At 69.5% G+C, this 21,292-nt stretch carries 17 protein-coding genes; 7 read left to right on the forward strand and 10 right to left on the reverse strand.

All coding sequences use genetic code 11. The annotated features are described in order from the left end of the window. The first annotated feature begins 153 nt into the window (after positions 1–153). Both OG714_RS30375 and OG714_RS30380 read left to right on the forward strand, forming a co-directional pair. On the forward strand, positions 154–1,311 hold the full coding sequence (locus OG714_RS30375) for an acyl-CoA dehydrogenase (RefSeq protein WP_406125724.1): 1,158 nt from the start codon (positions 154–156) through the stop codon (positions 1,309–1,311). A gap of 90 nt (positions 1,312–1,401) precedes the next feature. Next, positions 1,402–2,226 (forward strand): methyltransferase domain-containing protein, encoded by an 825-nt coding sequence (locus OG714_RS30380; RefSeq protein ID WP_406125726.1) that lies wholly within the window; start codon positions 1,402–1,404, stop codon positions 2,224–2,226. 19 nt (positions 2,227–2,245) lie between these two features. Here the strand turns inward: OG714_RS30380 and OG714_RS30385 are convergent, their stop codons facing one another. Beyond that, complete coding sequence (locus OG714_RS30385) at positions 2,246–3,538, reverse strand: LCP family protein (protein WP_406125727.1); 1,293 nt, start codon at positions 3,536–3,538, stop codon at positions 2,246–2,248. A gap of 120 nt (positions 3,539–3,658) precedes the next feature. On the opposite strand from OG714_RS30385, the gene OG714_RS30390 reads away from it, so the two are divergent. After that, positions 3,659–4,183, forward strand: coding sequence for an acyl-CoA thioesterase (locus OG714_RS30390; protein WP_406125729.1), 525 nt, complete (start codon positions 3,659–3,661; stop codon positions 4,181–4,183). A gap of 56 nt (positions 4,184–4,239) precedes the next feature. On the opposite strand, the gene OG714_RS30395 is transcribed toward OG714_RS30390, so the two are convergent. Then, positions 4,240–5,694, reverse strand: a complete 1,455-nt coding sequence (locus OG714_RS30395; protein ID WP_406125731.1) for an LCP family protein — start codon at positions 5,692–5,694, stop codon at positions 4,240–4,242. Between the two features lie 126 nt (positions 5,695–5,820). Between OG714_RS30395 and OG714_RS30400 the strand changes: the two genes are divergently transcribed. Continuing rightward, positions 5,821–6,870, forward strand: coding sequence for a glycosyltransferase family 2 protein (locus tag OG714_RS30400; protein ID WP_406125733.1), 1,050 nt, complete (start codon positions 5,821–5,823; stop codon positions 6,868–6,870). A gap of 25 nt (positions 6,871–6,895) precedes the next feature. Here the strand turns inward: OG714_RS30400 and OG714_RS30405 are convergent, their stop codons facing one another. From OG714_RS30405 to OG714_RS30420, 4 genes are all read right to left on the reverse strand, one after another. After that, positions 6,896–8,452, reverse strand: coding sequence for an LCP family protein (locus OG714_RS30405; RefSeq protein WP_406132011.1), 1,557 nt, complete (start codon positions 8,450–8,452; stop codon positions 6,896–6,898). Between the two features lie 130 nt (positions 8,453–8,582). Further along, positions 8,583–10,310, reverse strand: a complete 1,728-nt coding sequence (locus OG714_RS30410; protein ID WP_406125735.1) for an LCP family protein — start codon at positions 10,308–10,310, stop codon at positions 8,583–8,585. 214 nt (positions 10,311–10,524) lie between these two features. Then, positions 10,525–11,616, reverse strand: coding sequence for an LCP family protein (locus OG714_RS30415; protein ID WP_406132013.1), 1,092 nt, complete (start codon positions 11,614–11,616; stop codon positions 10,525–10,527). A gap of 337 nt (positions 11,617–11,953) precedes the next feature. Then, positions 11,954–12,697 carry a TIGR03089 family protein gene (locus tag OG714_RS30420; protein ID WP_406125737.1) on the reverse strand — a complete coding sequence of 248 codons (744 nt, stop codon included), beginning with the start codon at positions 12,695–12,697 and terminating at the stop codon, positions 11,954–11,956. Positions 12,698–12,836: 139 nt separating this feature from the next. On the opposite strand from OG714_RS30420, the gene OG714_RS30425 reads away from it, so the two are divergent. Together OG714_RS30425 and OG714_RS30430 are read left to right on the forward strand one after the other, a co-directional pair. Continuing rightward, positions 12,837–14,162: a peptidoglycan recognition protein gene (locus OG714_RS30425; protein WP_406125739.1), complete on the forward strand. Its 1,326-nt coding sequence runs from the start codon at positions 12,837–12,839 to the stop codon at positions 14,160–14,162. A gap of 148 nt (positions 14,163–14,310) precedes the next feature. Further along, on the forward strand, positions 14,311–15,393 hold the full coding sequence (locus tag OG714_RS30430) for a sugar phosphate nucleotidyltransferase (protein ID WP_406125741.1): 1,083 nt from the start codon (positions 14,311–14,313) through the stop codon (positions 15,391–15,393). An 890-nt stretch (positions 15,394–16,283) separates the two neighbouring features. On the opposite strand, the gene OG714_RS30435 is transcribed toward OG714_RS30430, so the two are convergent. From OG714_RS30435 to OG714_RS30450, 4 genes are all read right to left on the reverse strand, one after another. Next, positions 16,284–17,291, reverse strand: a complete 1,008-nt coding sequence (locus tag OG714_RS30435; RefSeq protein WP_406125743.1) for a DNA-3-methyladenine glycosylase family protein — start codon at positions 17,289–17,291, stop codon at positions 16,284–16,286. 165 nt (positions 17,292–17,456) lie between these two features. Further along, positions 17,457–18,773: a coenzyme F420-0:L-glutamate ligase gene (locus tag OG714_RS30440; protein WP_406125745.1), complete on the reverse strand. Its 1,317-nt coding sequence runs from the start codon at positions 18,771–18,773 to the stop codon at positions 17,457–17,459. Then, positions 18,770–19,729: a 2-phospho-L-lactate transferase gene (cofD, locus tag OG714_RS30445; RefSeq protein WP_406125747.1), complete on the reverse strand. Its 960-nt coding sequence runs from the start codon at positions 19,727–19,729 to the stop codon at positions 18,770–18,772. The genes OG714_RS30440 and cofD overlap by 4 nt, the downstream gene beginning before the upstream one ends. Before the next feature lie 86 nt (positions 19,730–19,815). Then, positions 19,816–20,325 carry a cysteine dioxygenase gene (locus tag OG714_RS30450; protein ID WP_406125748.1) on the reverse strand — a complete coding sequence of 170 codons (510 nt, stop codon included), beginning with the start codon at positions 20,323–20,325 and terminating at the stop codon, positions 19,816–19,818. Between the two features lie 608 nt (positions 20,326–20,933). Here OG714_RS30450 and OG714_RS30455 point away from each other — a divergent pair. Next, complete coding sequence (locus OG714_RS30455; protein WP_003975777.1) at positions 20,934–21,197, forward strand: WhiB family transcriptional regulator; 264 nt, start codon at positions 20,934–20,936, stop codon at positions 21,195–21,197. Positions 21,198–21,292 lie beyond the last annotated feature (95 nt).

Below are 21,292 nucleotides of genomic sequence, written 5' to 3' on the forward strand. Positions count from 1 at the left end.
AACCGGCGCTCCCACCGGGCACCTTTCCCCCTGTCGCCAAGCTCACGTATCACTCCCGCGGGCGGGCCCCTAAAATTTGGGTTACTTAACGGTAATTAGCATCGTCATCGCAATGAGCACCGTCATCACAGCGTCCTTGGAGCGTGAGAGACCTTGGCCGGATCGGCTGACTTCGACCTGTACCGCCCGTCAGAGGAGCACGACATGCTCCGCGACGCGATCCGCTCACTGGCCGAGGCGAAGATCGCGCCGTACGCCGCAGCGGTGGACGAGGAGTCCCGCTTCCCGCAGGAGGCCCTCGACGCCCTGGTCGCGAACGACCTGCACGCCGTCCACGTACCCGAGGAGTACGGCGGCACCGGCGCGGACGCGCTGGCCACGGTGATCGTGATCGAGGAGGTGGCACGCGTGTGTGCCTCCTCCTCCCTCATCCCCGCGGTGAACAAGCTGGGCTCGCTCCCGGTGATCCTCTCGGGCTCCGAGGACCTGAAGAAGCGGTACATGACCCCGCTCGCCAAGGGCGACGCGATGTTCTCGTACGCCCTCTCCGAGCCGGACGCGGGCTCGGACGCGGCCGGCATGAAGACGAAGGCGGTCCGCGACGGCGACCACTACGTCCTGAACGGCGTGAAGCGCTGGATCACCAACGCGGGCGTCTCCGAGTTCTACACGGTGATGGCGGTGACGGACCCCGAGAAGCGCAGCAAGGGCATCAGCGCCTTCGTCGTCGAGAAGTCCGACGAGGGTGTCTCCTTCGGCGCCCCGGAGAAGAAGCTCGGCATCAAGGGCTCCCCGACCCGCGAGGTCTACCTCGACAACGTCCGCATCCCGGCCGACCGCATGATCGGCGCCGAGGGCACCGGCTTCGCCACCGCGATGAAGACCCTGGACCACACCCGCATCACCATCGCGGCCCAGGCCCTCGGCATCGCCCAGGGCGCCCTCGACTACGCCAAGGGCTACGTCAAGGAGCGCAAGCAGTTCGGCAAGCCGATCGCCGACTTCCAGGGCATCCAGTTCATGCTCGCCGACATGGCCATGAAGATCGAGGCCGCCCGCGCCCTGACCTACCAGGCCGCGGCAGCGTCGGAGCGTGGCGACAAGAACCTCACCTTTCAGGGCGCGGCAGCGAAGTGCTTCGCGTCGGACGTGGCGATGGAGGTGACGGTCGACGCGGTCCAGCTCCTCGGCGGCTACGGCTACACCCGTGACTACCCGGTCGAGCGCATGATGCGCGACGCCAAGATCACCCAGATCTACGAGGGCACGAACCAGGTCCAGCGCATCGTCATGGCCCGCAACCTGCCGTAGCCGACGAGGAGTTACGAGCAGTAGCGGTATCGAGGGCGCCCCCGGTCTCCGGTGGGTGCCCTCACCGTTTCGTCGGGCATGCTGCGGCCCATGACCGACCCGGCACAGACACGGACCGCCTTCGACACCGCCGAACGCACCATGTGGGCCGGCCGCGCCCACGCCTACGCGGCAAGCTTCGCCCGGCTCTGCGCGCACCCCGTGGAACGGCTCCTGGACGCCGCGGAGGTCGAGACGGGGACGCACGTCCTCGACGTCGGCACCGGGACCGGTACGGCGGCCCTGGCCGCGCTGGCGCGGGGCGCGCGGGTGTGTGCCGTGGACGCCGATGCCGGGATGGTGGCGGTCGCGCGGGCGGCGGGGGTGGCGGCGCGGGCCGCCGTACTGCCCGAACTGCCCTTCCCCGACGGCGAGTTCGAGGCCGTCGTGGGCAACTTCGTCGTCAACCACGTCGGCCGCCCCCGCACCGCCCTCGCCGAACTGCGGCGCGTGCTGAAGCCCGGCGGCCGGATCGCGCTGACCCTCTGGGGCGCGCGGAGGGGCGCCGGGCAGGAGCTGTTCGGGCGGGCGTTCGCGGCGGCGGGGGCGGTGATCCCCGCGGACCTGCCGCGGCTCGACCCGGCCGAGGACTTCGTGCGTACGGCGGACGGGTTCGCGGAGCTGCTCCGCGAGGCGGGCTTCACGGACGCCGGGGCCCGCGAGCTGGAGTGGGACCACCGCACCACCGTCGACGAGTGGTGGGGCGGAGCCGCCGCCGGTGTCGCCACCGCCGGGCTCATCGTCACCTCGCAGGACGAGGGGACGGTCGTACGGATCAGGCGGGAGTACGAGCGGTTGGCCGGCGAATTCGCCGCAGGGGAAAATGAGTTGGCCCTGCCGCACATCGCCTTGGTGGCGTGCGGCAGGGCCCGATGACTGTCAGTCCCTCGGTCTCTCAGTTGCCCGAGACCGTGACCTTCTGGTCGTTGTTCAGCTCGTTCACCAGCGTCTTGACCTTCGCCTTGTCCCAGACGAGGTTGCCGCCCGTGGAGCCGGAGATCGGCATGTTCATCGAGGTGCCGTCACCGCCGCTGACGCCCTTCATCGCCCAGAACATGGAGGCCAGGTCCCAGAGCGACATGTCCTTGTCGACGCTCAGCGAGTCCAGGCCCGCGCCCAGCGTCGGGTAGAGCTTGAAGGGGTTCATGAGGGTGCCCGGGGTCGCCACCTGGTGGGCCAGGGCCGACAGGAACTTCTGCTGGTTCTTCGTGCGCTGGAGGTCGGAGGCGGCGAACGCGTGCCGGGTGCGGACGAAGGCCAGGGCCTCCTCGCCGTTCAGCTTCTGCTTGCCCGCCTTGAAGTCGGCGCCCGAGTACGAGTCCTTGAAGCCCTTGTCGATGTCGATCGTGACCCCGCCGACCGCGTCCACGATGTCCGCGAAGCCGTTGAAGCCGATCTCGACGTAGTGGTCGATGTGCAGGCCCATGTTGTACTCGACGGTCCGGACGAGGAGCGTCGGCCCGTCCTCCGCGTACGCCGCGTTGAGCTTCGTCTGCCGGCCCGTGTTCTGGTACGTCTTGCCCGAGGTGGAGCCCACGTACGAAGGGATCGTGACGTTCGAGTCGCGCGGCAGCGAGATCAGGGTGTCGCCGCTGTCGCCCACGTGCAGGATCATCATCGAGTCCGTGCGCTTGCCCGCGGCGGAACCGGTGTGCAGCTTCTTCTTCTCGGCCGCGGACAGCCCCTCGCGGCTGTCGGACCCGACGATCAGGTAGTTCGTGCCGTCGCCCGCCTCCGGCCGGTCGATCACCTTCGACAGGTCGACGTCGCGGTTCAGCTTGGAGTCGGCCCAGAAGTAGGTCGCCACGGAGGTCACGACCAGCACGGTGACCAGGGTGATCGCGCCCCACTTGATACGACGGCGCCAGTTCGGCGGACGGCGCGGTCCACGCCCGCCGGGCCCCTCGGGACCGCCGGAGCCGCCACCGCCGTAGACCTGGCCGGTGTTGTAGCCGTCGTGCCCGTTGTTGTCGTAGCCGCCCTGGCCGTAGCCGTTCTGGCCCTCGTCATAGCCCTGGCCGCCCGTGTACGACGGCTGCGGCGGGACTCCGGCGCCGTACGGCGGGGCCTGCGGGCCGCGTCGTACCTGGCGCATCACACGTGCGCTCTCCGGCTGTGCGTTCGCGCTACCGCGTCCGTACTCGTTGCCGCGGTTGCCGCCGGACCATCCCTCGGGCCAATCGTTCATGGGGCCCAGTGTGCAGGTAGCGGCCATGTCGTTTACAAGGGTCGTAGGAAAATCAGGGCACTGCTGTTGCGAAGCCAACACAAAGTCCGCAGATGTCCACCCCGGCATAGGGTGGCGTCCATGACAGACCTGCCGGGCAAGCCGACGTCCGCCTCCCGGACCACCCTCAGCCACATCATGACGAACGCCGACACGAACCTCCTCGGCACGGTGCACGGCGGGGTCATCATGAAGCTGGTCGACGACGCGGCGGGCGCCGTCGCAGGGCGGCACAGCGGCGGACCGGCGGTGACCGCGTCGATGGACGAGATGGCGTTCCTGGAACCGGTCCGCGTCGGCGACCTCGTCCATGTGAAGGCCCAGGTCAACTGGACCGGGCGGAGCTCCATGGAGGTCGGCGTACGGGTCATGGCCGAGCGGTGGAACGAGTCGACCCCGGCCACCCAGGTCGGCTCCGCGTATCTCGTCTTCGCCGCCGTCGACGCCGACGGCAAGCCCCGCGCGGTGCCGCCGGTCCTCCCGGAGACGGAGCGCGACGAGCGCCGCTACCAGGAGGCCCAGATCCGCCGCACCCACCGCCTGGCCCGCCGCCGCGCCATCATGGAACTGCGCGAGAAGCGGGCCGCGGAGGGTCTCGACGAGTGAGGAACCGGCGTCCGTTCTGTTACGAACGCCTCACTTGGTCCCTGATACCCGCTCTGTTACGAACACCCCACCTCGTCCCCGGTCACCACCCCGAACTCACCCTGCTGCACATCCGTCGCCCGCACCCGCGTGACCTGCTTGAAGTCACTGCCGGCGATCACCTTCAGCACCGGCCCCTGCCCCTTCACCGCCCGCAGCTCGCTCCCGGGCAGCGCCGCGGAGAGGGACTTCGCGGACCGGTCCCAGCGGGGGTCGTAGGCGACGACCGTCCGTCGTACGGCGTGGTCGGCCGCGCTCGTCGGCAGGTGCGTCGTGCGGAAGCCGGTCGCCGCCAGGGCCGCGTCCACGCGCTTGCCGAGACCGCCCGTCGCCGTCCCGTTCTCCACCTGGACCCGGATCTGCTGCGGGGCCACGTCCACCTTCACGGCGTTGGCGTGCGCCGCCTTGTGCACGGCCAGGGGCTTGTCGTCGCGCAGGGCCTGGAAGAGCTTGGCCGCCTTCGCCCGGTCCCATTTCAGGGTGGAGCCGATGCCCTTCACGACGTAGCCCATCTGCCCGATCGGCACGGTGGTGAACTCGGAGGAGGACGGCGAGAAGGTGCGCATCGCCCGCCCCAGGTCGAGGAGTTCGTCGGTGCCGAAGCCCTTGTCCGCGCGGACCGAGCCGAGGACCGCGCGGGTCACGTCACGGAACTTCAGCGGGTTCAGCAGCACCCCGGAGGAGGTGGCCTGGTCGATCAGCGCCGCCAGGAAACGCTGCTGGCGCTTCATCCGGCCGAGGTCGGAGGCGCCGTCGACGTGCCGCGAGCGGACGTACTGGAGGGCCTGCCCGCCCATCAGCGTGTGTGTGCCGGCGGCGAGATCGAGACCCGTGTACGAGTCCTTCATGGGCTCGGCGGTGCAGATCTTCACCCCGCCCAGGACGTCGACCGTCTTCATGAAGCTGGTGAAGTCGACCTCCAGGTAGTGGTCGATCTTCACGTGGGTCATGGACTCGACGGTCTGGACGGTGAGGTTGGGGCCGCCCTCCGCGTACGCCGCGTTGATCTTGATGGGGTGCGGGCCGTGGTGCTCGCCGGTGGTCTGGTCGGTGTGCGGGGGCGTCTCGGCGTAGGAGTCGCGGGGGAGGCTGACGACGCTGGCGCGCTCCCGGTCCTCCGAGATGTGCACGATCATGATCGTGTCGGTGCAGTGACAGGGCGCGCCGCCGAGGTGGTACTGGCGCCGCTCCTGCTCGGTGATCTTGTCGCGGCCGTCGGTGCCGACGAGGAGGACGTTCATGCCGTGGCCCGCGCGCGGGCGGTTCTTCATGTCCTTGAAGGGGTCGACGCGGGAGATGTCGGCGTCGAGGCTGGTGACCACCGCGTGCCCGATCCCGGCGGACGCGAGCACCACCACGGACAGCGTCGTCGCCGCCCGCATGGCCCAGCGCGGCTTCTTCGGCCGTACGGGGGGCCGTGGGCGGCGCTGTGGGGGACGGGCGGCGGGGGAGCGGCGGGGCGGCGTGGGCATGGGGGACACCTCCGCGAGGGCCGAACGTGGGATCTTGAGCACCGTAGGCCGATACGATCTGATACGACCGCCGCCGCCCCGGGCGGGCGCATCCGTGTCCCCCGTTCGCGGTAACGTGAGCCCCCTATGAACGCCAAGCCCGACGTGCGACTCCCCGCCGTTTCTGTGATCATGCCCGTCCTCGACGAGGAGCGGCATCTGCGCGGAGCCGTCCAAGCGATCCTCGCGCAGGAGTACGACGGCGAGATGGAGGTCGTGATCGCCATCGGTCCCTCGAAGGACCGTACGGACGAGATCGCGGCCCAGCTCGTAGCCGAGACCGCGTCTTCTGAGAACAAGCGCGTCCACACCGTCCCGAACCCCACCGGCCGCACGCCCGCCGCCCTCAACGCCGCGATCAAGGCATCCCGCCACCCGATCGTCGTCCGCGTCGACGGCCACGGCATCCTCTCGCCGAACTACATCGCCACCGCCGTACGCCTCCTGGAGGAGACCGGCGCGCAGAACGTCGGCGGCATCATGCACGCCGAGGGCGAGAACGCCTGGGAGGACGCGGTCGCCGCCGCGATGACCTCGAAGATCGGCGTGGGCAACGCGGCCTTCCACACCGGAGGGGAAGCGGGCTCCGCCGAGACGGTCTACCTCGGGGTGTTCCGCCGCGAGGCACTGGAGCAACAGGGCGGCTACAACGAGGAGTTCATCCGCGCCCAGGACTGGGAGCTGAACTTCCGCATCCGCGAGGCCGGCGGCCTGATCTGGTTCTCGCCGGAGCTGCGCGTCTCGTACCGCCCCCGCCCGTCGGTGAAGGCCCTCGCCAAGCAGTACAAGGACTACGGCCGCTGGCGGCACGTCGTCGCCCGCTACCACGAGGGCTCCATCAACCTGCGCTACCTCGCCCCGCCGACCGCCGTCTGCGCGATCGCGGCCGGCATCGTCGTCGGCGCGGCCCTGACCCCGTGGGGCTTCCTGATCCCCGGCGGCTACCTCGCGGCGATCGCGCTCGGCTCACTCCCGGCGGGCAAGGGCCTGTCGCTCAAGGCCCGCCTCCAGATCCCGGTGGCCCTCGCCACCATGCACATGTCGTGGGGCTACGGCTTCCTCACCAGCCCCAAGTCCCTTGCGCGCAGGGTGATCGCGTCCCGGCGCCCCGCGGTACTCAGCTCGACCAGCAGCTGAGCACCGCCACCCGCTTCGGCCCGGACTACGACCAGACGTAGTTCGGGTCGACGTGCATGCACGCCGTGGTGTCCGAACCGTTCAGGGCGTCGGCCGACGTCGGGGTCGTGTCGTCCTCGACCGGTGCCTTGTACTTGGTGCCGGTGCTCCAGTCCGCGCCGACGACCAGGGTGACCCCGGAGACGCTCGTGGACTTCTTCACCGCGCTCATCGGGATGCCGAGGGCCTTGGCGACCCGCTGGGCGTCGCCCTCCAGATCGGCGCTCGGATAGCGGACGACCGTCGTGCCCTCGCTGAGGATCGCCGACGAGTCGGCCACCGCCTCCTTGAAGCCCTTGTCGACGAGGAGCCCGGCCACCGCGGTCGCCCGCCCCCGTACCGCGCTCGTCGTGTCGGTCCGGGTGCCGTTCTCCACCTGTACGGCGATCTTGTCGTCGGCGGCGGCCGGATCGGTGGACGCCTTCGCCGCCGTGGCCGTCTTCTTCTTGTCCTTGCCGTCCAGCGCGATGTCCTCACGGACCAGCCGGAACAGCTTCGCCGCGTCGGCCGGCTTGGGCACCACCCGGCCGCTGCTGGTCGTCGAGTACTCCCACGGCATCGTCGTCATGGTGATCCGGCCCGTCGGAACCTTCTTCAGTTCCTTGCTCAGGTCGTACAGCTTGGCGACCGTCCCGAGGCCGGTGTCGACCGTGAGCGCCTTGGTGGCCGTCTCGGCGAGGCTGCGCAGCTTCGTCGGATTGCTCAGCGTGGCGTTCTCCCGCAACTGCCGGACCATCGAGTTCATGTACTGGTGCTGCGCCTTGGTCCGGGCGATGTCGGTGTCGTCCTCGAAGCCGTAGCGCGTGCGCAGCCACTGCAGGGCCTGCTTGCCCTTCACGGCCGTGGTGCCCTTCTTCAGCTTCAGGCCGGAGCCCTTGCCGGAGGAGGTGTGCGAGTAGATGTTGGCGTCCACGCAGACCGGCACCCCGCCGATCGCGTCCGCCATGGACACCACACCGGCGAAGTCGACCATCATGAAGTGGTCGATGTGGATGTCGGTGAGCTTCTCCCAGGTCGCCACCGTGCAGCCGGGGCCGCCGCGGCCCAGCGAGTCGTTCGTGATGACGTTCGTCTCGGCCGCGTACGTCTTGCCGGTGTCCGGGTCCGTGCACTTGGGGATGTCCGTCAGGGTGTCGCGCGGCATGCTCACGACCGACATGTTCGAGCGGTCCGCCGAGACGTGCAGCAGCATCTGGACGTCGGCGCGGGGCGCGCTGCCGAAGGTGTCCTTCGCGCCGCCGAGCTTCTCGTTCTCCGCGGAGTCCCGCGCGTCCGAACCGATCAGCAGGATGTTCAACGGCTTCTGCCCGGCCGCGTTGGCCTTGGACTCGGCCGCCCGGTCCTTCTCGTCCCCGATGTTCAGGGGGTCTTTCTTGATGTTGTGGTTGAGGTGCTCGTAGTACAGGTATCCGGCGCCGGCCGTCCCGGTTATGACCACCGCGAGGACGATCGCCGACCAGCGCAACGCCCGCCGCCGACCGCCCTTGCGTCTGCCCCCGTCTCCGTCCGACGGTCTCTTCCCGTCCACCGGCGTGAGCGACATCGTGTCCTCAACCGCCGGCACCTCCCCACGCACGCTGCTCTGAGTCAAGTCCCCACCCCTCCCACGCCGCGCCCTGACACACGGGTCCGCCCCGCGCCCCGTTAGACGCGGAACGGACCCGTGTGGTCACTTACTTGGCGCACTCAACCTTGTCCGCCGTGGACTTCTGGACCCCCTCCGGCGTCGACCCCGCGGTCGAGGTGAGCGGAACGCCGGCTCCCTTGAAGTCCTTGCCCAGGGTCAGCGTCATCGCCGGCAGCCCCTGAGAGTTCTGCACACTCTTTCCCGGCTTCATCGCGGACCCCGAAAGACCCATGATGTCGGCGAGCCGTCGAGCCTGGTCCGCCTGGTCGGGTGCGTACTCGAGGGTCGTCTTCGCGAGCGCCGCCGGAGCGTTGCCCGCGTTCTCGGACTTGAGCACGCCCTCATCATTCTGCAGCCACGTAAGAGTTTCCTGTGCGCTGCCGGCTACGGCCCCTCCGTTGAGGATCCGCACCCGCACCGCGGAGGCGGCGGACTTGGTGCCCTTGAGCCGGGCGGCCACGGCGGCCTTCTCCTTCGCGGCCTGCTGCTTGACCGCGGTGAAGGAGGTGTCGCTCTTGATCAACGAGAAGACCTGCGGGGCGGTCGTGTTGTTGAGGACGACCGTCACCGGGGTCTTCTCCGCCGGGTTGTCGACGACCGGCACGGTGGTGAACGTCAGGTTCTTCGGATTGAGCTTGCCCAGCTCAAGACCGAGGTCCTTCAGCTTGCCGATGGAGTCGAGGTTGTCGTCGACGGTCAGCGCCTTGGTGCCGGCCTCGGCCAGCTTCAGCATCTTCGTGGGGTTGGTGAGCGTGGAGTTGGACTTCAGCTTCCGCATCAGCGCGCTCAGGAACTGCTGCTGGAGCGTGATCCGGCTGAGGTCACCGCCGAAGCCGACCGAGTGCCGGGTCCGCACGAAGGCCAGCGCCTGCTCGCCCGAGAGGTTGTGCGTGCCCTTGGACAGCTTCAGATGCGAGTCGGAGTCGTCGATGTTCTTGGCCAGACAGACCTCGACCCCGCCGACCGCGTCCGTCAGCGTCTTCACGGCGTTGAAGTCGGCCACCATGAAGTCGTCGGGCTGGATCCCGGTCAGCTCGGTGACGGTCCGCACGGTGCAGCTCGCCGTACGGCCGTCCTGCCCGAGGCTGGTGTTGAAGCGGACGCTCGTCGTGCCCGGGATGACCTTGGAACTGCCGTCCGACTGGGCCGTCTCGCAGTCCGGGACGTCGGTGATCAGGTCCCGGGGGATGCTCAACGCGGTCGCGTTCGAACGGTCCTTGGACACGTGCAGCAGGATCGTGGTGTCCGCGTGGCCGACGCTGCCGGAGTCGCCGTAGCCCTCGTTGCCCGCGCCGGTGCGCTTGTCGGTGCCGATCACCAGCAGGTTGATGGCCTTGCCCTTGCTGAAGCCACCGGTGCTCGCGCCGTCGTCGGAGACGGACGTGATGTTGTCGTTGAGGTGCTTGATGTAGAGGTAGCCGCCTCCGGCGACGGCGACCAGCACGAGGGCCAGACCGCCGCCGGTCCACATCAGGATCTTCTTGCCCTTGGCCTTCTTCTTCACCGGCCGGCGCCCGCGCCGCCCCGGTGGCTCCTCGGGCACACCCCGCCGTCTGCGCGGCGCCGGCACCTCACGCCCGGGAGTTCTCGGGACCGTCTCCCGCTCCGGCGCCGCCACACTGCGGTTCTGCGCAGTGGCTCTACGGGGCCCCGGCACCGCTGACTGCGGTGTGGAAGGAGTCAGTCGCAGTTCGTATTCACCAGTGTTCGGATTGAGTACCCACTGGTCTGCGGGGTCGATGTTGTCCGCCCGCCCACGGCCTTGCGCGTCCACGGTTTACCGAATCCTCCGTCGGGGCCACGCGGCGCCTTCCCCCTCCAGGCGCTCGGGTCTCGTTCATCCGGTGGGCAAGCACACAGCCCACCGGATCGCTCACACTATCCGTCCAGTTGAGCGGCAAGTGACTGCGGTGACAAATTCCACGTCCCTACAACCGGTCAATCCGTCCTATTTTTCGGAACAAAAGTTCGTCGACTTGGTGATCGCTTTACCCACAGGTGTCTTCGGCGGCCGTGTTCCCGCGAAACGTCGGCACGGGGGTGACCCCCGAACCCGGCACCGTATTAAGGGCGTTTGCGGCGGAATCCTGCGGAACCTGCTTCGTCACCGCGACGGTCGCGTCCGCCCGGAGCCGGGCGAACAGCTTTTCGGCCTCGGGCTCCACGAGCTGGTCGCGATTCGCGTTGTAAATGTACGACTCCCGCGGAACGGTGAGGAATTGCACATGTTCGGTGGGGATGTTCCGCAGCCCGCGCACCAGTTCGTACAAACCACGCAGATTCGCCAATTCCGGATCGGTGGTGAGCGAAGAGGTGGCCGCGTCCAGCACGGGATACAACTTCACCGGATTGAACAGCACGTCGTCGCTCTGCACCTTGTTGACGAGCGCCCCCAGGAACCCCTGCTGACGGTCCATCCGGTCGGTGTCACTGCCGTTCCCGAGCGACTTCCTGGCCCGCACGTACCCGAGCGCCTGCTCCCCGTCGAGCGTGACCCGCCCCGCGGGCAGCCTCAGCTTGGCGGCCTTGTCCCGAATGGGAGCCTTCAGGCAGACCTGCACCCCGTCCACGGCGTCGACCATGTCCTTGAACCCATGGAAGTCCACCACCATGTGATGGTCGATCCGCACGTTCGTCAGCTTCTCCACGGTCCGGATCGTGCACCCCGAACCCCCCACCTGGAACGCGTAGTTGAACATCGCGAACATCGGCTCGCTCCGCGTCCCGTCCGGCCGCAGACACCCCGGTACGTCCACCATCAGGTCCCGCGGCAACGACACGGCGGTCGCACTGCGCCGGTCGGCCGCCAGATGCAACAGGATCGTCGTGTCCGACCGCTCGGTCCCCGAGTCCCGCCCGTACTCCGCGTTCCCGTCCCCGGACCGCGAGTCGGACCCGATCAGCAGAATGTTCTGCGCCCCCTTCACGAGGGCGGTGGGCCGCTCCTTCTCGTACCGGGCGAGTTCGGCGGCGGCGGCGTCGTCGGGCGTGATGTTCGAGTCGAGCTTGGCGTAGACGCCCCATCCGACACCGGCGGCCCCTACGAGGAGTGCGGCCACCCCGACCCCGGCCCACCGCATCCACCGCCGACGCCGCCGCCGTATGAGCCCCGGCCCGGCCGCGGAGGCCCCCGCACCCGGCCCGAGAACGCCTCCTGCGGTGTCGTCGAACACGTGCGGTTCCACCCCTCATGGCCGAGGACGAGCATGTGGTTCTGCCTGTGGTTCTACGTCGGCTTCTGCTCTTACGACCATGGCGTGGATGGGGTGGGGAGGGCGGGCGTTGCTGACCCGTTCGGGTGACTGGTCGCCTTTTGCTTTCAGGGGCGCGGGGCTGTGTCGATTTGCGGCTCCGCCGCGTGGGCGCGACCAGCCCCCACCGGGCCCGCACCCGCCAAACAACCTTCGCCACCCCCTCTCAGAGGCGCGAAACAGTCACCCGCTCACTCTCAACCCGCTTGGCCAAGGACTCCTCACCCAGCTGATCAAGATTCCGGCACAACACCACGGACCCCCCGGAGGCAAGCGGCGCATACAACCCCGAGCTCAACCCCTCCCACGTGTCGTACGAGAGCCCCGACAACACCCGAGCCCCCGCATCCACACCCCCGTCGGCAAGGGCCCGCTCAACAACCTCCGCCCCGGTCAACTCCACCCCACCCACGACCAACGCGGGCTCCCCAGGATCAACCGGCGAGAACGCAACAAACCGATCCCCCTGACTCGGCACCTCGACGGCATAGTCGGCAAACCCGGCCGGAGTCTGCGGAAAACGCCCCCCGAGCGGCCGCAGGGCAAGAGCAACCCGCTCCCCACCACACGCCCGCGCCGCCTCCAACGACTCCGGCCCACTCACCACCACATCGGCGATGCCGGGATCGCCCCCCACGTCCGCGACCACCCCCACGGACGAACACGCCAGCAACCACACCGCCGTCTGCCAGTGCGCCGGCAACAACACCGAGACCCGATCACCGGGCCCGGCCCCGAGATCCCCCTGAAGGAGATTCGCGGTCTTGGCCACCCAATTGGCGAAGGTGGCCACGGACAATTCGACACGTTCCCCCGTGGCGTCGTCGTAGAAGGTCACCAGGGGGCGGCCGGGATCCGCGGCGAGCGCGGAACGCAGCAGGTCGGCAGGGGTGCGATCGGTGGCGTTCACCCGCGCAAGCGTACGCGGACGCCCGTCGCCGCACGCCCCCGCACGGGCGCTCCGGACCACCGGTTCGGACGAACGGCAGCCGACGGTCCGTCAATTCCCGGATAGACAGATATGTATGACTATGTCCAGGATCAGGGGCATGCGTGGATTCCTTGCTTCCTCGATCGGCGTCACCTGCGCGGCCGCACTGGCCCTCCCGCTCACCCTGCCCGCCGCTGCGGCACCGGCACCGGCGACGCAGTCAACGAGCGGCGCGAGAACCGCGTCGACGACCGCCGCACCGGACCTCCCCGGCAGCACCGAGTCGCTGCCCCTCACCCCCCGTACCCGCGACCGCACCCTGGGCGCGGCCCCCGAACAGGGCCTCACCCGTGACGACGTCCACCGTTTCTCCCTCGTCGGCGTCACCTGGACCGACCCCGACACCGAACTGCGCGGCCAGGTCCAGGTCCGCACCCGGGCCACCGGCACCGGCGAGTGGTCCGGCTGGCAGGACATCGACACCCACAACGAGGACCACGGCGCCGACCCCGGCACCGCCGAACGCGACTCGGGCCACGTCCACGGCTCCACGGCCCCGCTGTGGGTGGGCGACTCGGACGGAGTGGACGTACGGGTAAGAGCGAACACGGCGGCGACACGGACCGTAGGAAACATCGGCGAACAGCCGTCAGCGCTCCCCACCGGCCTGCACCTGGAACTGGTGGACCCAGGCGCGGCACAAGACCCAACCGCGGGCGCCCGCCCCGCGACCGCCAACCGCACCGCCACCCCCCGCCTCGCCGCCACCGAGCTCCCGGCACTGAGCAAGCAGGCCACGGAACGGGACATGGTCGCGCTGGGCGCCAAGCTGCAGCCGTACATCGGCCCGCGCCCGCGGATCGTCACCCGGCACGGCTGGGGTGCCGACGAGAAGCTGCGGGAGAAGGGGTTCGTGTACACGAAGCAGGTCAAGGCGGCCTTCGTGCACCACACCGCCACCGGCAACAACTACCGCTGCTCGCAAGCGCCTTCAGTCATTCGCGGTATCTACCGCTACCACGTCAAGAGCAGTGGCTGGCGCGACATCGGCTACAACTTCCTCGTCGACAAGTGCGGGACCATCTACGAGGGCCGCGCCGGGGGAGTGGCGAAGGCGGTCATGGGCGCCCACACCCTCGGTTTCAACACCAACAGCATGGGGATCGCGGTCCTCGGAACCTTCGGCAGCGCCAAACCGTCCTCGGCGGCAGTGACCGCCATCGCCAAGCTCACCGCCTGGAAGCTCGGCCTCTACGGGGTCAATCCGCGCGGCAAGACATACCTGAAGTCCGGTGGTGGCAATCTCTACCGAAAAGGAAAGAACGTACGACTCAATGTGATCTCCGGCCATCGGGACGGGTTCGCCACGGAGTGCCCAGGACGGCAGCTCTACGGCAAGCTCGGCTCGGCCCGCTCCACGTCGGCCCGGTACCAGGGCCGCTGACAGGGGCGGACCGACAGGGGGGCCGGGAAGGGTCTGCGGAACACGCGCGCAGCCGCACGGACACACAGCTGTGCGCGTGCACGGTCTGCATACACTGGCCGGCCGAAAAAACACTTCGGCCGGTCCCGGCAGGAAGCAGAGACGACAGGTGACAGAAGCGATCCTCCTGGTCGGCGGCAAGGGCACCCGGTTGCGCCCGCTCACGGTGCACACCCCGAAGCCGATGGTCAGGGCGGCGGGGGTGCCGTTCCTCACGCATCAGCTGGCGAGAGCGAGAGCGGCGGGCGTTGACCACATCGTCCTGGCCACTTCCTATCTGGCGGAGGTGTTCGAACCGCACTTCGGTGACGGTTCGTCCCTCGGCCTCCACATCGAGTACGTCACGGAGGACGAGCCCCTCGGCACGGGCGGCGCGATCCGCAACGTGGCCTCGCGTCTCCACTCGGGTCCCGACGACCCGGTCCTGATCTTCAACGGCGACATCCTGACGGGCCTGGACATCAGGGCACTGGTCCACACCCACGAGACGACGGGCGCGGACGTCTCCCTCCACCTCACGAAGGTGACGGACCCGCGCGCGTACGGCCTGGTCCCCACGGACGGGACGGGCCGGGTCCTGGCCTTCCTGGAGAAGCCCCAGACCCCCGAGGAGATCGTCACCGACCAGATCAACGCGGGGGCGTACGTCTTCCGCCGCTCGATCATCGACACGATCCCGGCGGGCCGGCCGGTCTCGGTGGAACGGGAGACGTTTCCCGGTCTGCTGGCGGCCGGCGCCCATCTGCAGGGCCTGGTCGACTCGACGTACTGGCTGGACCTGGGCACTCCAGCCGCCTTCGTCCGAGGCTCGGCGGACCTGGTCCTGGGCCGGGCCCCGTCCCCCGCGATCCCCGGCCGCTGCGGGGACCGCCTGGTCCTCCCCACGGCCAGGGTGGCCCACGACGCCAAACTCACGGGCGGCACGGTGGTGGGCGAGGGCGCGTTCGTCGCGGAGGGCGCGAGGGTCTTCGGCTCGACGATCCTGCCGGGCGCGGTCATCGAACCCGGCGCCGTCATCACCGACTCCCTCATCGGCACCCGAGCCGTCGTAGGCGAACGTTCCATCCTCACCGGCACGGTCATCGGAGACGGCGCGATCATCGGCGCCGACAACGAACTCCGGGACGGCATGCGGGTGTGGTGCGATGCGCGGATCCCGGCGGGGGCGGTTCGGTTTTCTTCGGATCAGTGAGGGGTGGTGGGGCGGCAGACGGGGTGGTGGGGCGGTAGGTAGGGGGAGGGAGACGGGAGGGGGAGGGGTGCTGTCCGTGGGGGCTGCGCCCCGCTGCCTTTGGCTGACGAGGCTGTTCGACCTGGGGAGTCGGATGCTGGGCCAGATAGGGGCGTGCCGAGGTGGCTGGTGCCGACGGCCAGGTGTGCTGGGGTGGTCGGTGGTCGTCGTCCCGGCGTATCGAGTGGGTCGTTGGTTGACGTCTAGGTGTGCCGGGTCGGTGGGTGGTCGTCGTCCCGGCGTATCGAGTGGGTCGCTGGTCGACGTTCAGGTGTGCCGGATCGGTCGGAGGTCGTCGTCCAGGCCTAGCGAGTCGGTCGGCGGCTGACATCTCGGCCTACCGAGTCGAGCGCCGGCGGACTTCCAGGTCTGCCTGGTCTGGTGGTGGTCCGCTTCTGGGCGTGCCGAGTTGCTCGGTTGTCGCGCCTGGGCCTACCGAGTCGGACGGTCGTAGATTTCCAAGGTCGCCGGGTCAGTCGGTGATCGACGCCTTGCCGTACCGAGTCGGTTGCCGGTCGGCTTCTTGGCCTACCAAGTCGATCGCTGGTCGACTTCTCGGTCCACTGAGTCGGTCGCCGGCCGACTTTTCGGCCTACCGAGTCGAGCGCCGGCCAACTTCTCGCCCCGAGTCGATCGCCGGTGCACCTCCCGCCCCCCCCGAGTCGGTTGCCGGTGCACCTCCCGGCCCACCGAGTCTGTCGTTGGCCCACCTCTGAACCCACCGAGTCGGGTGGTGGGTGGGCATAGGCTTGGGGGTCTGGGGGCGGAGCCCCCAGGGACGGTGGGTGGGATCCCGGTGACTTCGCAGCTTCCCGGTGTGACCCCGTGGAACCGTGAAACCCCGGGCAAGTTCACAGCTTCCCGATGTCACCCCGTGGCATCTTCGGTGCCCGTCGCGCCGGCGTACGTCCGCTCAGCAGAATCAACCGAGCCGCCCGATGCCGCTGCCCCGCATACGGCTCCAGCAACGACAGCATCACGGAGTCGTCCGCATCCCGGTCCCCGGCCAACGCCCACCCCACGATCCCGGGCAGATGCAGATCCCCCACGGTCACCGCATCCGCCGCCCCATGACTCCGCTGCACGGTCTCCGCGGACGTCCACACCCCCACCCCTGGCACAACCTCCAACCGGGCCCGCGCATCCTCCGCGGACATCGACACCGCCTGCTCAAGCCGCGCAGCGACCCGTACGGCACGCAGGATCGTCGAGGCCCGCTTGTCGTCGACCCCGGCCCGATGCCACTCCCACGACGGAATCAACGCCCACGCACGAGGCGCCGGCATCACCCACATCCGCCCGCCGACAGGACCAGGCCCAGGCGCCGGCACCCCGAACTTCCGTACCAACAACCGCCAGGCCCGATACGCCTCGTCGGTCGTCACCTTCTGCTCCAGTACCGACGGAATCAACGACTCCAGCACCAGCCCGGTCCGCGTCAACCGCAACCCCGGCCGCCGATGCCGAGCCACCGCCACAAGCCGATGCCGAGGCACGAACGCATCAGGATCGTCAGCGGCGCCGAGCATCTCCGGCAACCGCTCCAACAACCACTCCGCCCCCGGCCCCCAGGCCTCCCCGCGCACCTCACTCCCGTGAGCGGAAACCCGCAGCGTCCCGGGCCCGACGGGCGTAAGACTGGCCCGCCACACGGACCCGTCCGCCGTAGCCCGAAACGTGGGATCCCCGGGCCCCCGCCGTAGCGGACCAAGCACCAGCCCAAGATCAAGCGGCCAGTCCGGCACCCACCTCCGCACCCGCCCCGCTTCGCCGACCTGCCGAGGCACACCCCCAGGCACGACAACATCCCCACCCCGCACGGTCGTACGAGTGGGCCGAGGAGCAAATCGTCCGGCCACAGTGAGATCCAGGGTGATGTGAGAGGTCCGAGAGTGTCACGAGCCTAGGCTGTAGCGCCCTTCAGGGGCGCGGGGCTGTGTCCATATGCGGCTCCGCCGCGTGGGCGCGCTCAGCTCCCACTCACCTGCACTCGCACTCGCATACGGTCCCCCCTCAACGGCGATTCACCGCACCTCGATAAACGCCCCCGCATCCCGCTCAGCCCGAGCGGCAGGCGACGCGGCCGCATGCCCCACAGCCACCGCCCCCATCGGATCCCAGCCCTCCGGCAGCCCCAACACCTTCCGCACGACATCCCGGCAGAACATCGTCGACGAGACCCACGCCGACCCCAGCCGCTCCCCGGCCAACGCCACCAGGAAGTTCTGCACGCCGGCCCCCGCCGCCACCACGAACATCTCCCGCTCGGCCCCGTCCCGCCGCGCGTCCCCGTACGTGTGCGACCCGTCCATGACGAGACACGGCACCACCAGATACGGCGCCCCGCGCAACACGTCCCCGCGCCGCACCCGCTTCGCGATGGACTCCTCGGACTTCCCGTCCCGCCGCAGATCCGCGATCCACGCGTCCCGCATCGCGTCCAGCAGCGAGGTCCGCGACTCCGCGGACTCCAGCAGCACGAACCGCCACGGCGTCGTGTGATGCGGCGCCGGCGCGGTCACCGCCGCGGCCACGGCCCGCCGTACGGCACCGGGATCGACCGCCTCGTCGGTGAAGGCCCGCACCGTACGACGCTGGGTCACCGCCTCCCGTACCGCCTCCGACGTCCCGAGCCGGAACATGTCGTCACGCCCGCCCCGAACCATCGCCCGCGCGCCCAACCCGTCGTCCTCGGAGGCCACGACATGCGGCAGCCCCCGCACCACGGCGACCGGCAACCCCGCGGCCTTGCCCTTGACGAGATCACCGGCGGCGGCCAGTTCGTCCGCCGTGGCCACGACCGTCGCGCTCAGCGGATTGCCGTAGGCATCCGTGCCCCCGCGCAGATCGTCCAGCACGCGCACCCCGGCGGCGCCGATCGCGACGTCGGTGAGCCCCGTGCGCCACGGTCGCCCGAAGGTGTCGGTGACGACGACGCCGATGGTGACGCCGAGCGCGTCCCGCAGCCCGTCGCGGATCGCGCGCGCGGACGCGTCCGGGTCCTCGGGCAGCAACAGCACGGTCCCGGCAGGGGTGTTGGAGGCGTCGACACCGGCGGCGGCCATGATCAGCCCCTGCCGGTTCTCCACGATCCGCAGGGGCCCGCGCCGCGCCACGACCCGTACGGTCTCGGCGTCGATCGCGGCCTCCCGGTCGGCCGCCTCCACGATCCGCCCCTCCGCCTTGGACACGATCTTCGAGGTGACGAGCAGCACGTCCCCGTCGACGAGCCCGGGCTCGGCCGCGGCGATCAGCTTGGCCAGATCGTCCCCGGCCGCCACCTCGGGCATCCCGGGCACCGCCCAGACCCGGTACCCCTCCACCGGCGCCACCTCGCTCATACCGCCCGCACCTCCTCCGCCAGCGCCAGCGCCTCCCGCGCCATCCGCGCGGTCGCCTCGGTGTCGGTCATCATCAGCGGCACGGCCCGGCAGCGGATCCCGGCCGCCTCGACCTCCGCTACGGCGGCCGCGTCCACGGTGTCGACGAGCCAGCCGTCGAGGAGCCCCGAGCCGTAGTGCTCGGCCACCGCCGTGGCCGTGGACTCCACGCCCACCGCCGCGAGCACCTTGTCGGCCATCCCGCGCACGGGCGCGTCCCCGACGATCGGGGAGAGGCCGACCACGGGCACCCCGGCCTCGGCGATCGCCTCCCGGATGCCGGGCACGGCGAGGATGGTGCCGACGGAGACGACCGGGTTGGACGGCGGGAAGAGGATGACGTCCGCCTCCGCGATCGCCTCCAGGACGCCGGGCGCGGGCTTGGCCTGCTCGGCCCCGACCGGCACGACCGCCTCGGCGGCCACCGACGCGCGCAGCCGTACCCAGTACTCCTGGAAGTGGATCACCTTGCGCTCGCCGTCCACCTCGACGGCGACATGCGTCTCGACGCGGTCGTCCGTCATGGGGATCAGCCGCACCCCGGGCTGCCACCGGTCGCACAGTGCCTCGGTGACCGCGCTCAGCGGGAAGCCGGCGCCGATCATCTGGGTCCGCACGATGTGCGTGGCGAAGTCCCGGTCGCCGAGCCCGAACCACTCGGGCCCGACCCCGTACGCCCCGAGCTCCTCCTTGAGGTGGAAGGTCTCGTCGGCGCGACCCCAGCCCTGCTCCTCGTTGATGCCGCCGCCGAGCGTGTACATCACCGTGTCGAGGTCCGGGCAGACCTTCAGCCCGAAGAGGTGGATGTCGTCCCCCGTGTTGCCGATCACCGTGATGTCCGCGTCCGGCACGGCCTGCTTGAGACCGCGCAGGAACCGGGCACCACCGATACCGCCTGCCAGAACCACAATGCGCATGGGGACAAGTCTTGCAGGCGGGTGTGACAACGCGGCAGGCAGTCACCGCATCGAGGGCCGGACGGCCACCACGTGACCGGTTCCGATCAGGCGGTCACGGCATCGACCGGTTCGGACCCGGTGCGCCGCGCGCAGGCCGTGTGCATCGGCATCTCGGTCAGGCCCGGGAAGTAGACGTGCAGGCTTATGGCCGGTTCGAGGGTGTCGTTGACGACCTCGTGGACGTACCCCGGCGCGAACACCCGCTGCGCGCCCGCCCCCAACGCGCGCGTGCCCCGTTCGGTGCGCTCGGTCAGCGTGCCGTCCAGGACGGTCAGCACACCGGAGGAGCGGCCGTGGTCGTGCAGCCCGCTGCCCTGTCCGGGCACCCAGGACAGCAGCCACACCTCGTAGCCGGGGCCGGTGTGCAGCCGGTGGTACCAGCGGGTCGTCGCGTCGTACTCGACGAGGTGCTCCCACTGGGCGCGGTCGGCCGCGAGGGAGCGCGCCAGGCCAACGAACTCGGCCACGGTGGCAGGGTGTTCGCGCGGCGGCTGGAGAAGGTGCGGGACTTCGAGGATGTCGCCGGCGATCTGGAGGTCGCTGTCGCTGTTCATGGGGGTGCGGTGGTTCCTCGGCGTAAGTAAGTAACGGCGGGGGTTGGGTGTCACCAAACAGACAAGCAAGTGGGGCCGGAGCGCGTGGGGCTCAACAGCCGGAACAGCAACAACAGCTACAGCGAGCGTGGGCAGCACCGAGGGACCCGGCGGTGCGGGTCGAGGTGAGTGCCAAGTTCGCGAGCATGCCCACAAGGACAGCGGTTCACACCCGCACTGTCAACTCGACGCCCGGTATGTGGGACATGTTTCACCTCATCCGGTTCATCTCCCAGCTGAAAGGTTTGTTCATGCGTCTACCGGGACACATGGCGCACAACCGGGCGCACAAACCCCAGTGGAACGAGATCGAACTCCTGGGCGTCCTCCCCCGTACAGGCTCCGTCTCGGGGTAGGAGGCGCTCGGGGGGTCTCTTCTGCTTGTCAAGGTTTATGCCGATTTGAACACTTTCCGCTAGCCCTTGGTTCCGCAGAGTGAATAAGGGGCCCAATAGCAGATCTCGGCTTGACTCGCCCGGAGCAGCACACTTGTAATTTCACTCGTGTCGTTCAGCCGACATCGGTAACGGCTACATCACGGGGACGCGAAAGACAGACGAGGGGCGCACATGACCGAGCTGGTGCAGCAACTGCTGGTCGACGACGCGGACGAGGAACTCGGCTGGCAGGAGCGCGCGCTGTGCGCCCAGACCGACCCCGAGTCCTTCTTCCCCGAGAAGGGCGGCTCCACCCGCGAGGCCAAGAAGGTCTGCCTGGCCTGCGAGGTCCGCTCCGAGTGCCTCGAATACGCCCTCGCCAACGACGAACGCTTCGGCATCTGGGGCGGCCTCTCCGAGCGGGAACGCCGTCGGCTCAAGAAGGCCGCCGTCTGAAGCCGGACGGCACACCTCAAGACATACCTCGGGACGTACTGAACGGCCCGTCGCAGCTGGGTTATCCACAGGCGGCGGGCCGTCGCCATGCCCAG

The sequence above is a fragment of the Streptomyces sp. NBC_00989 genome (assembly GCF_045162655.1).
In the GTDB taxonomy this organism is placed as follows: Bacteria; Actinomycetota; Actinomycetes; order Streptomycetales; family Streptomycetaceae; genus Streptomyces.

What these genes read in the sequence shown, in the direction of transcription:
- OG714_RS30385 (WP_406125727.1), bottom strand. Translation starts at nt 3,538, where the DNA reads ATGAACGATTGGCCCGAGGGATGGTCCGGCGGCAACCGCGGCAACGAG.
- OG714_RS30400 (WP_406125733.1), top strand. Translation starts at nt 5,821, where the DNA reads ATGAACGCCAAGCCCGACGTGCGACTCCCCGCCGTTTCTGTGATCATG.
- OG714_RS30390 (WP_406125729.1), top strand. Translation starts at nt 3,659, where the DNA reads ATGACAGACCTGCCGGGCAAGCCGACGTCCGCCTCCCGGACCACCCTC.
- OG714_RS30450 (WP_406125748.1), bottom strand. Translation starts at nt 20,325, where the DNA reads ATGAACAGCGACAGCGACCTCCAGATCGCCGGCGACATCCTCGAAGTC.
- OG714_RS30405 (WP_406132011.1), bottom strand. Translation starts at nt 8,452, where the DNA reads ATGTCGCTCACGCCGGTGGACGGGAAGAGACCGTCGGACGGAGACGGG.
- OG714_RS30425 (WP_406125739.1), top strand. Translation starts at nt 12,837, where the DNA reads ATGCGTGGATTCCTTGCTTCCTCGATCGGCGTCACCTGCGCGGCCGCA.
- OG714_RS30395 (WP_406125731.1), bottom strand. Translation starts at nt 5,694, where the DNA reads ATGCCCACGCCGCCCCGCCGCTCCCCCGCCGCCCGTCCCCCACAGCGC.
- OG714_RS30440 (WP_406125745.1), bottom strand. Translation starts at nt 18,773, where the DNA reads ATGAGCGAGGTGGCGCCGGTGGAGGGGTACCGGGTCTGGGCGGTGCCC.
- cofD (WP_406125747.1), bottom strand. Translation starts at nt 19,729, where the DNA reads ATGCGCATTGTGGTTCTGGCAGGCGGTATCGGTGGTGCCCGGTTCCTG.
- OG714_RS30415 (WP_406132013.1), bottom strand. Translation starts at nt 11,616, where the DNA reads ATGCGGTGGGCCGGGGTCGGGGTGGCCGCACTCCTCGTAGGGGCCGCC.
- OG714_RS30380 (WP_406125726.1), top strand. Translation starts at nt 1,402, where the DNA reads ATGACCGACCCGGCACAGACACGGACCGCCTTCGACACCGCCGAACGC.
- OG714_RS30455 (WP_003975777.1), top strand. Translation starts at nt 20,934, where the DNA reads ATGACCGAGCTGGTGCAGCAACTGCTGGTCGACGACGCGGACGAGGAA.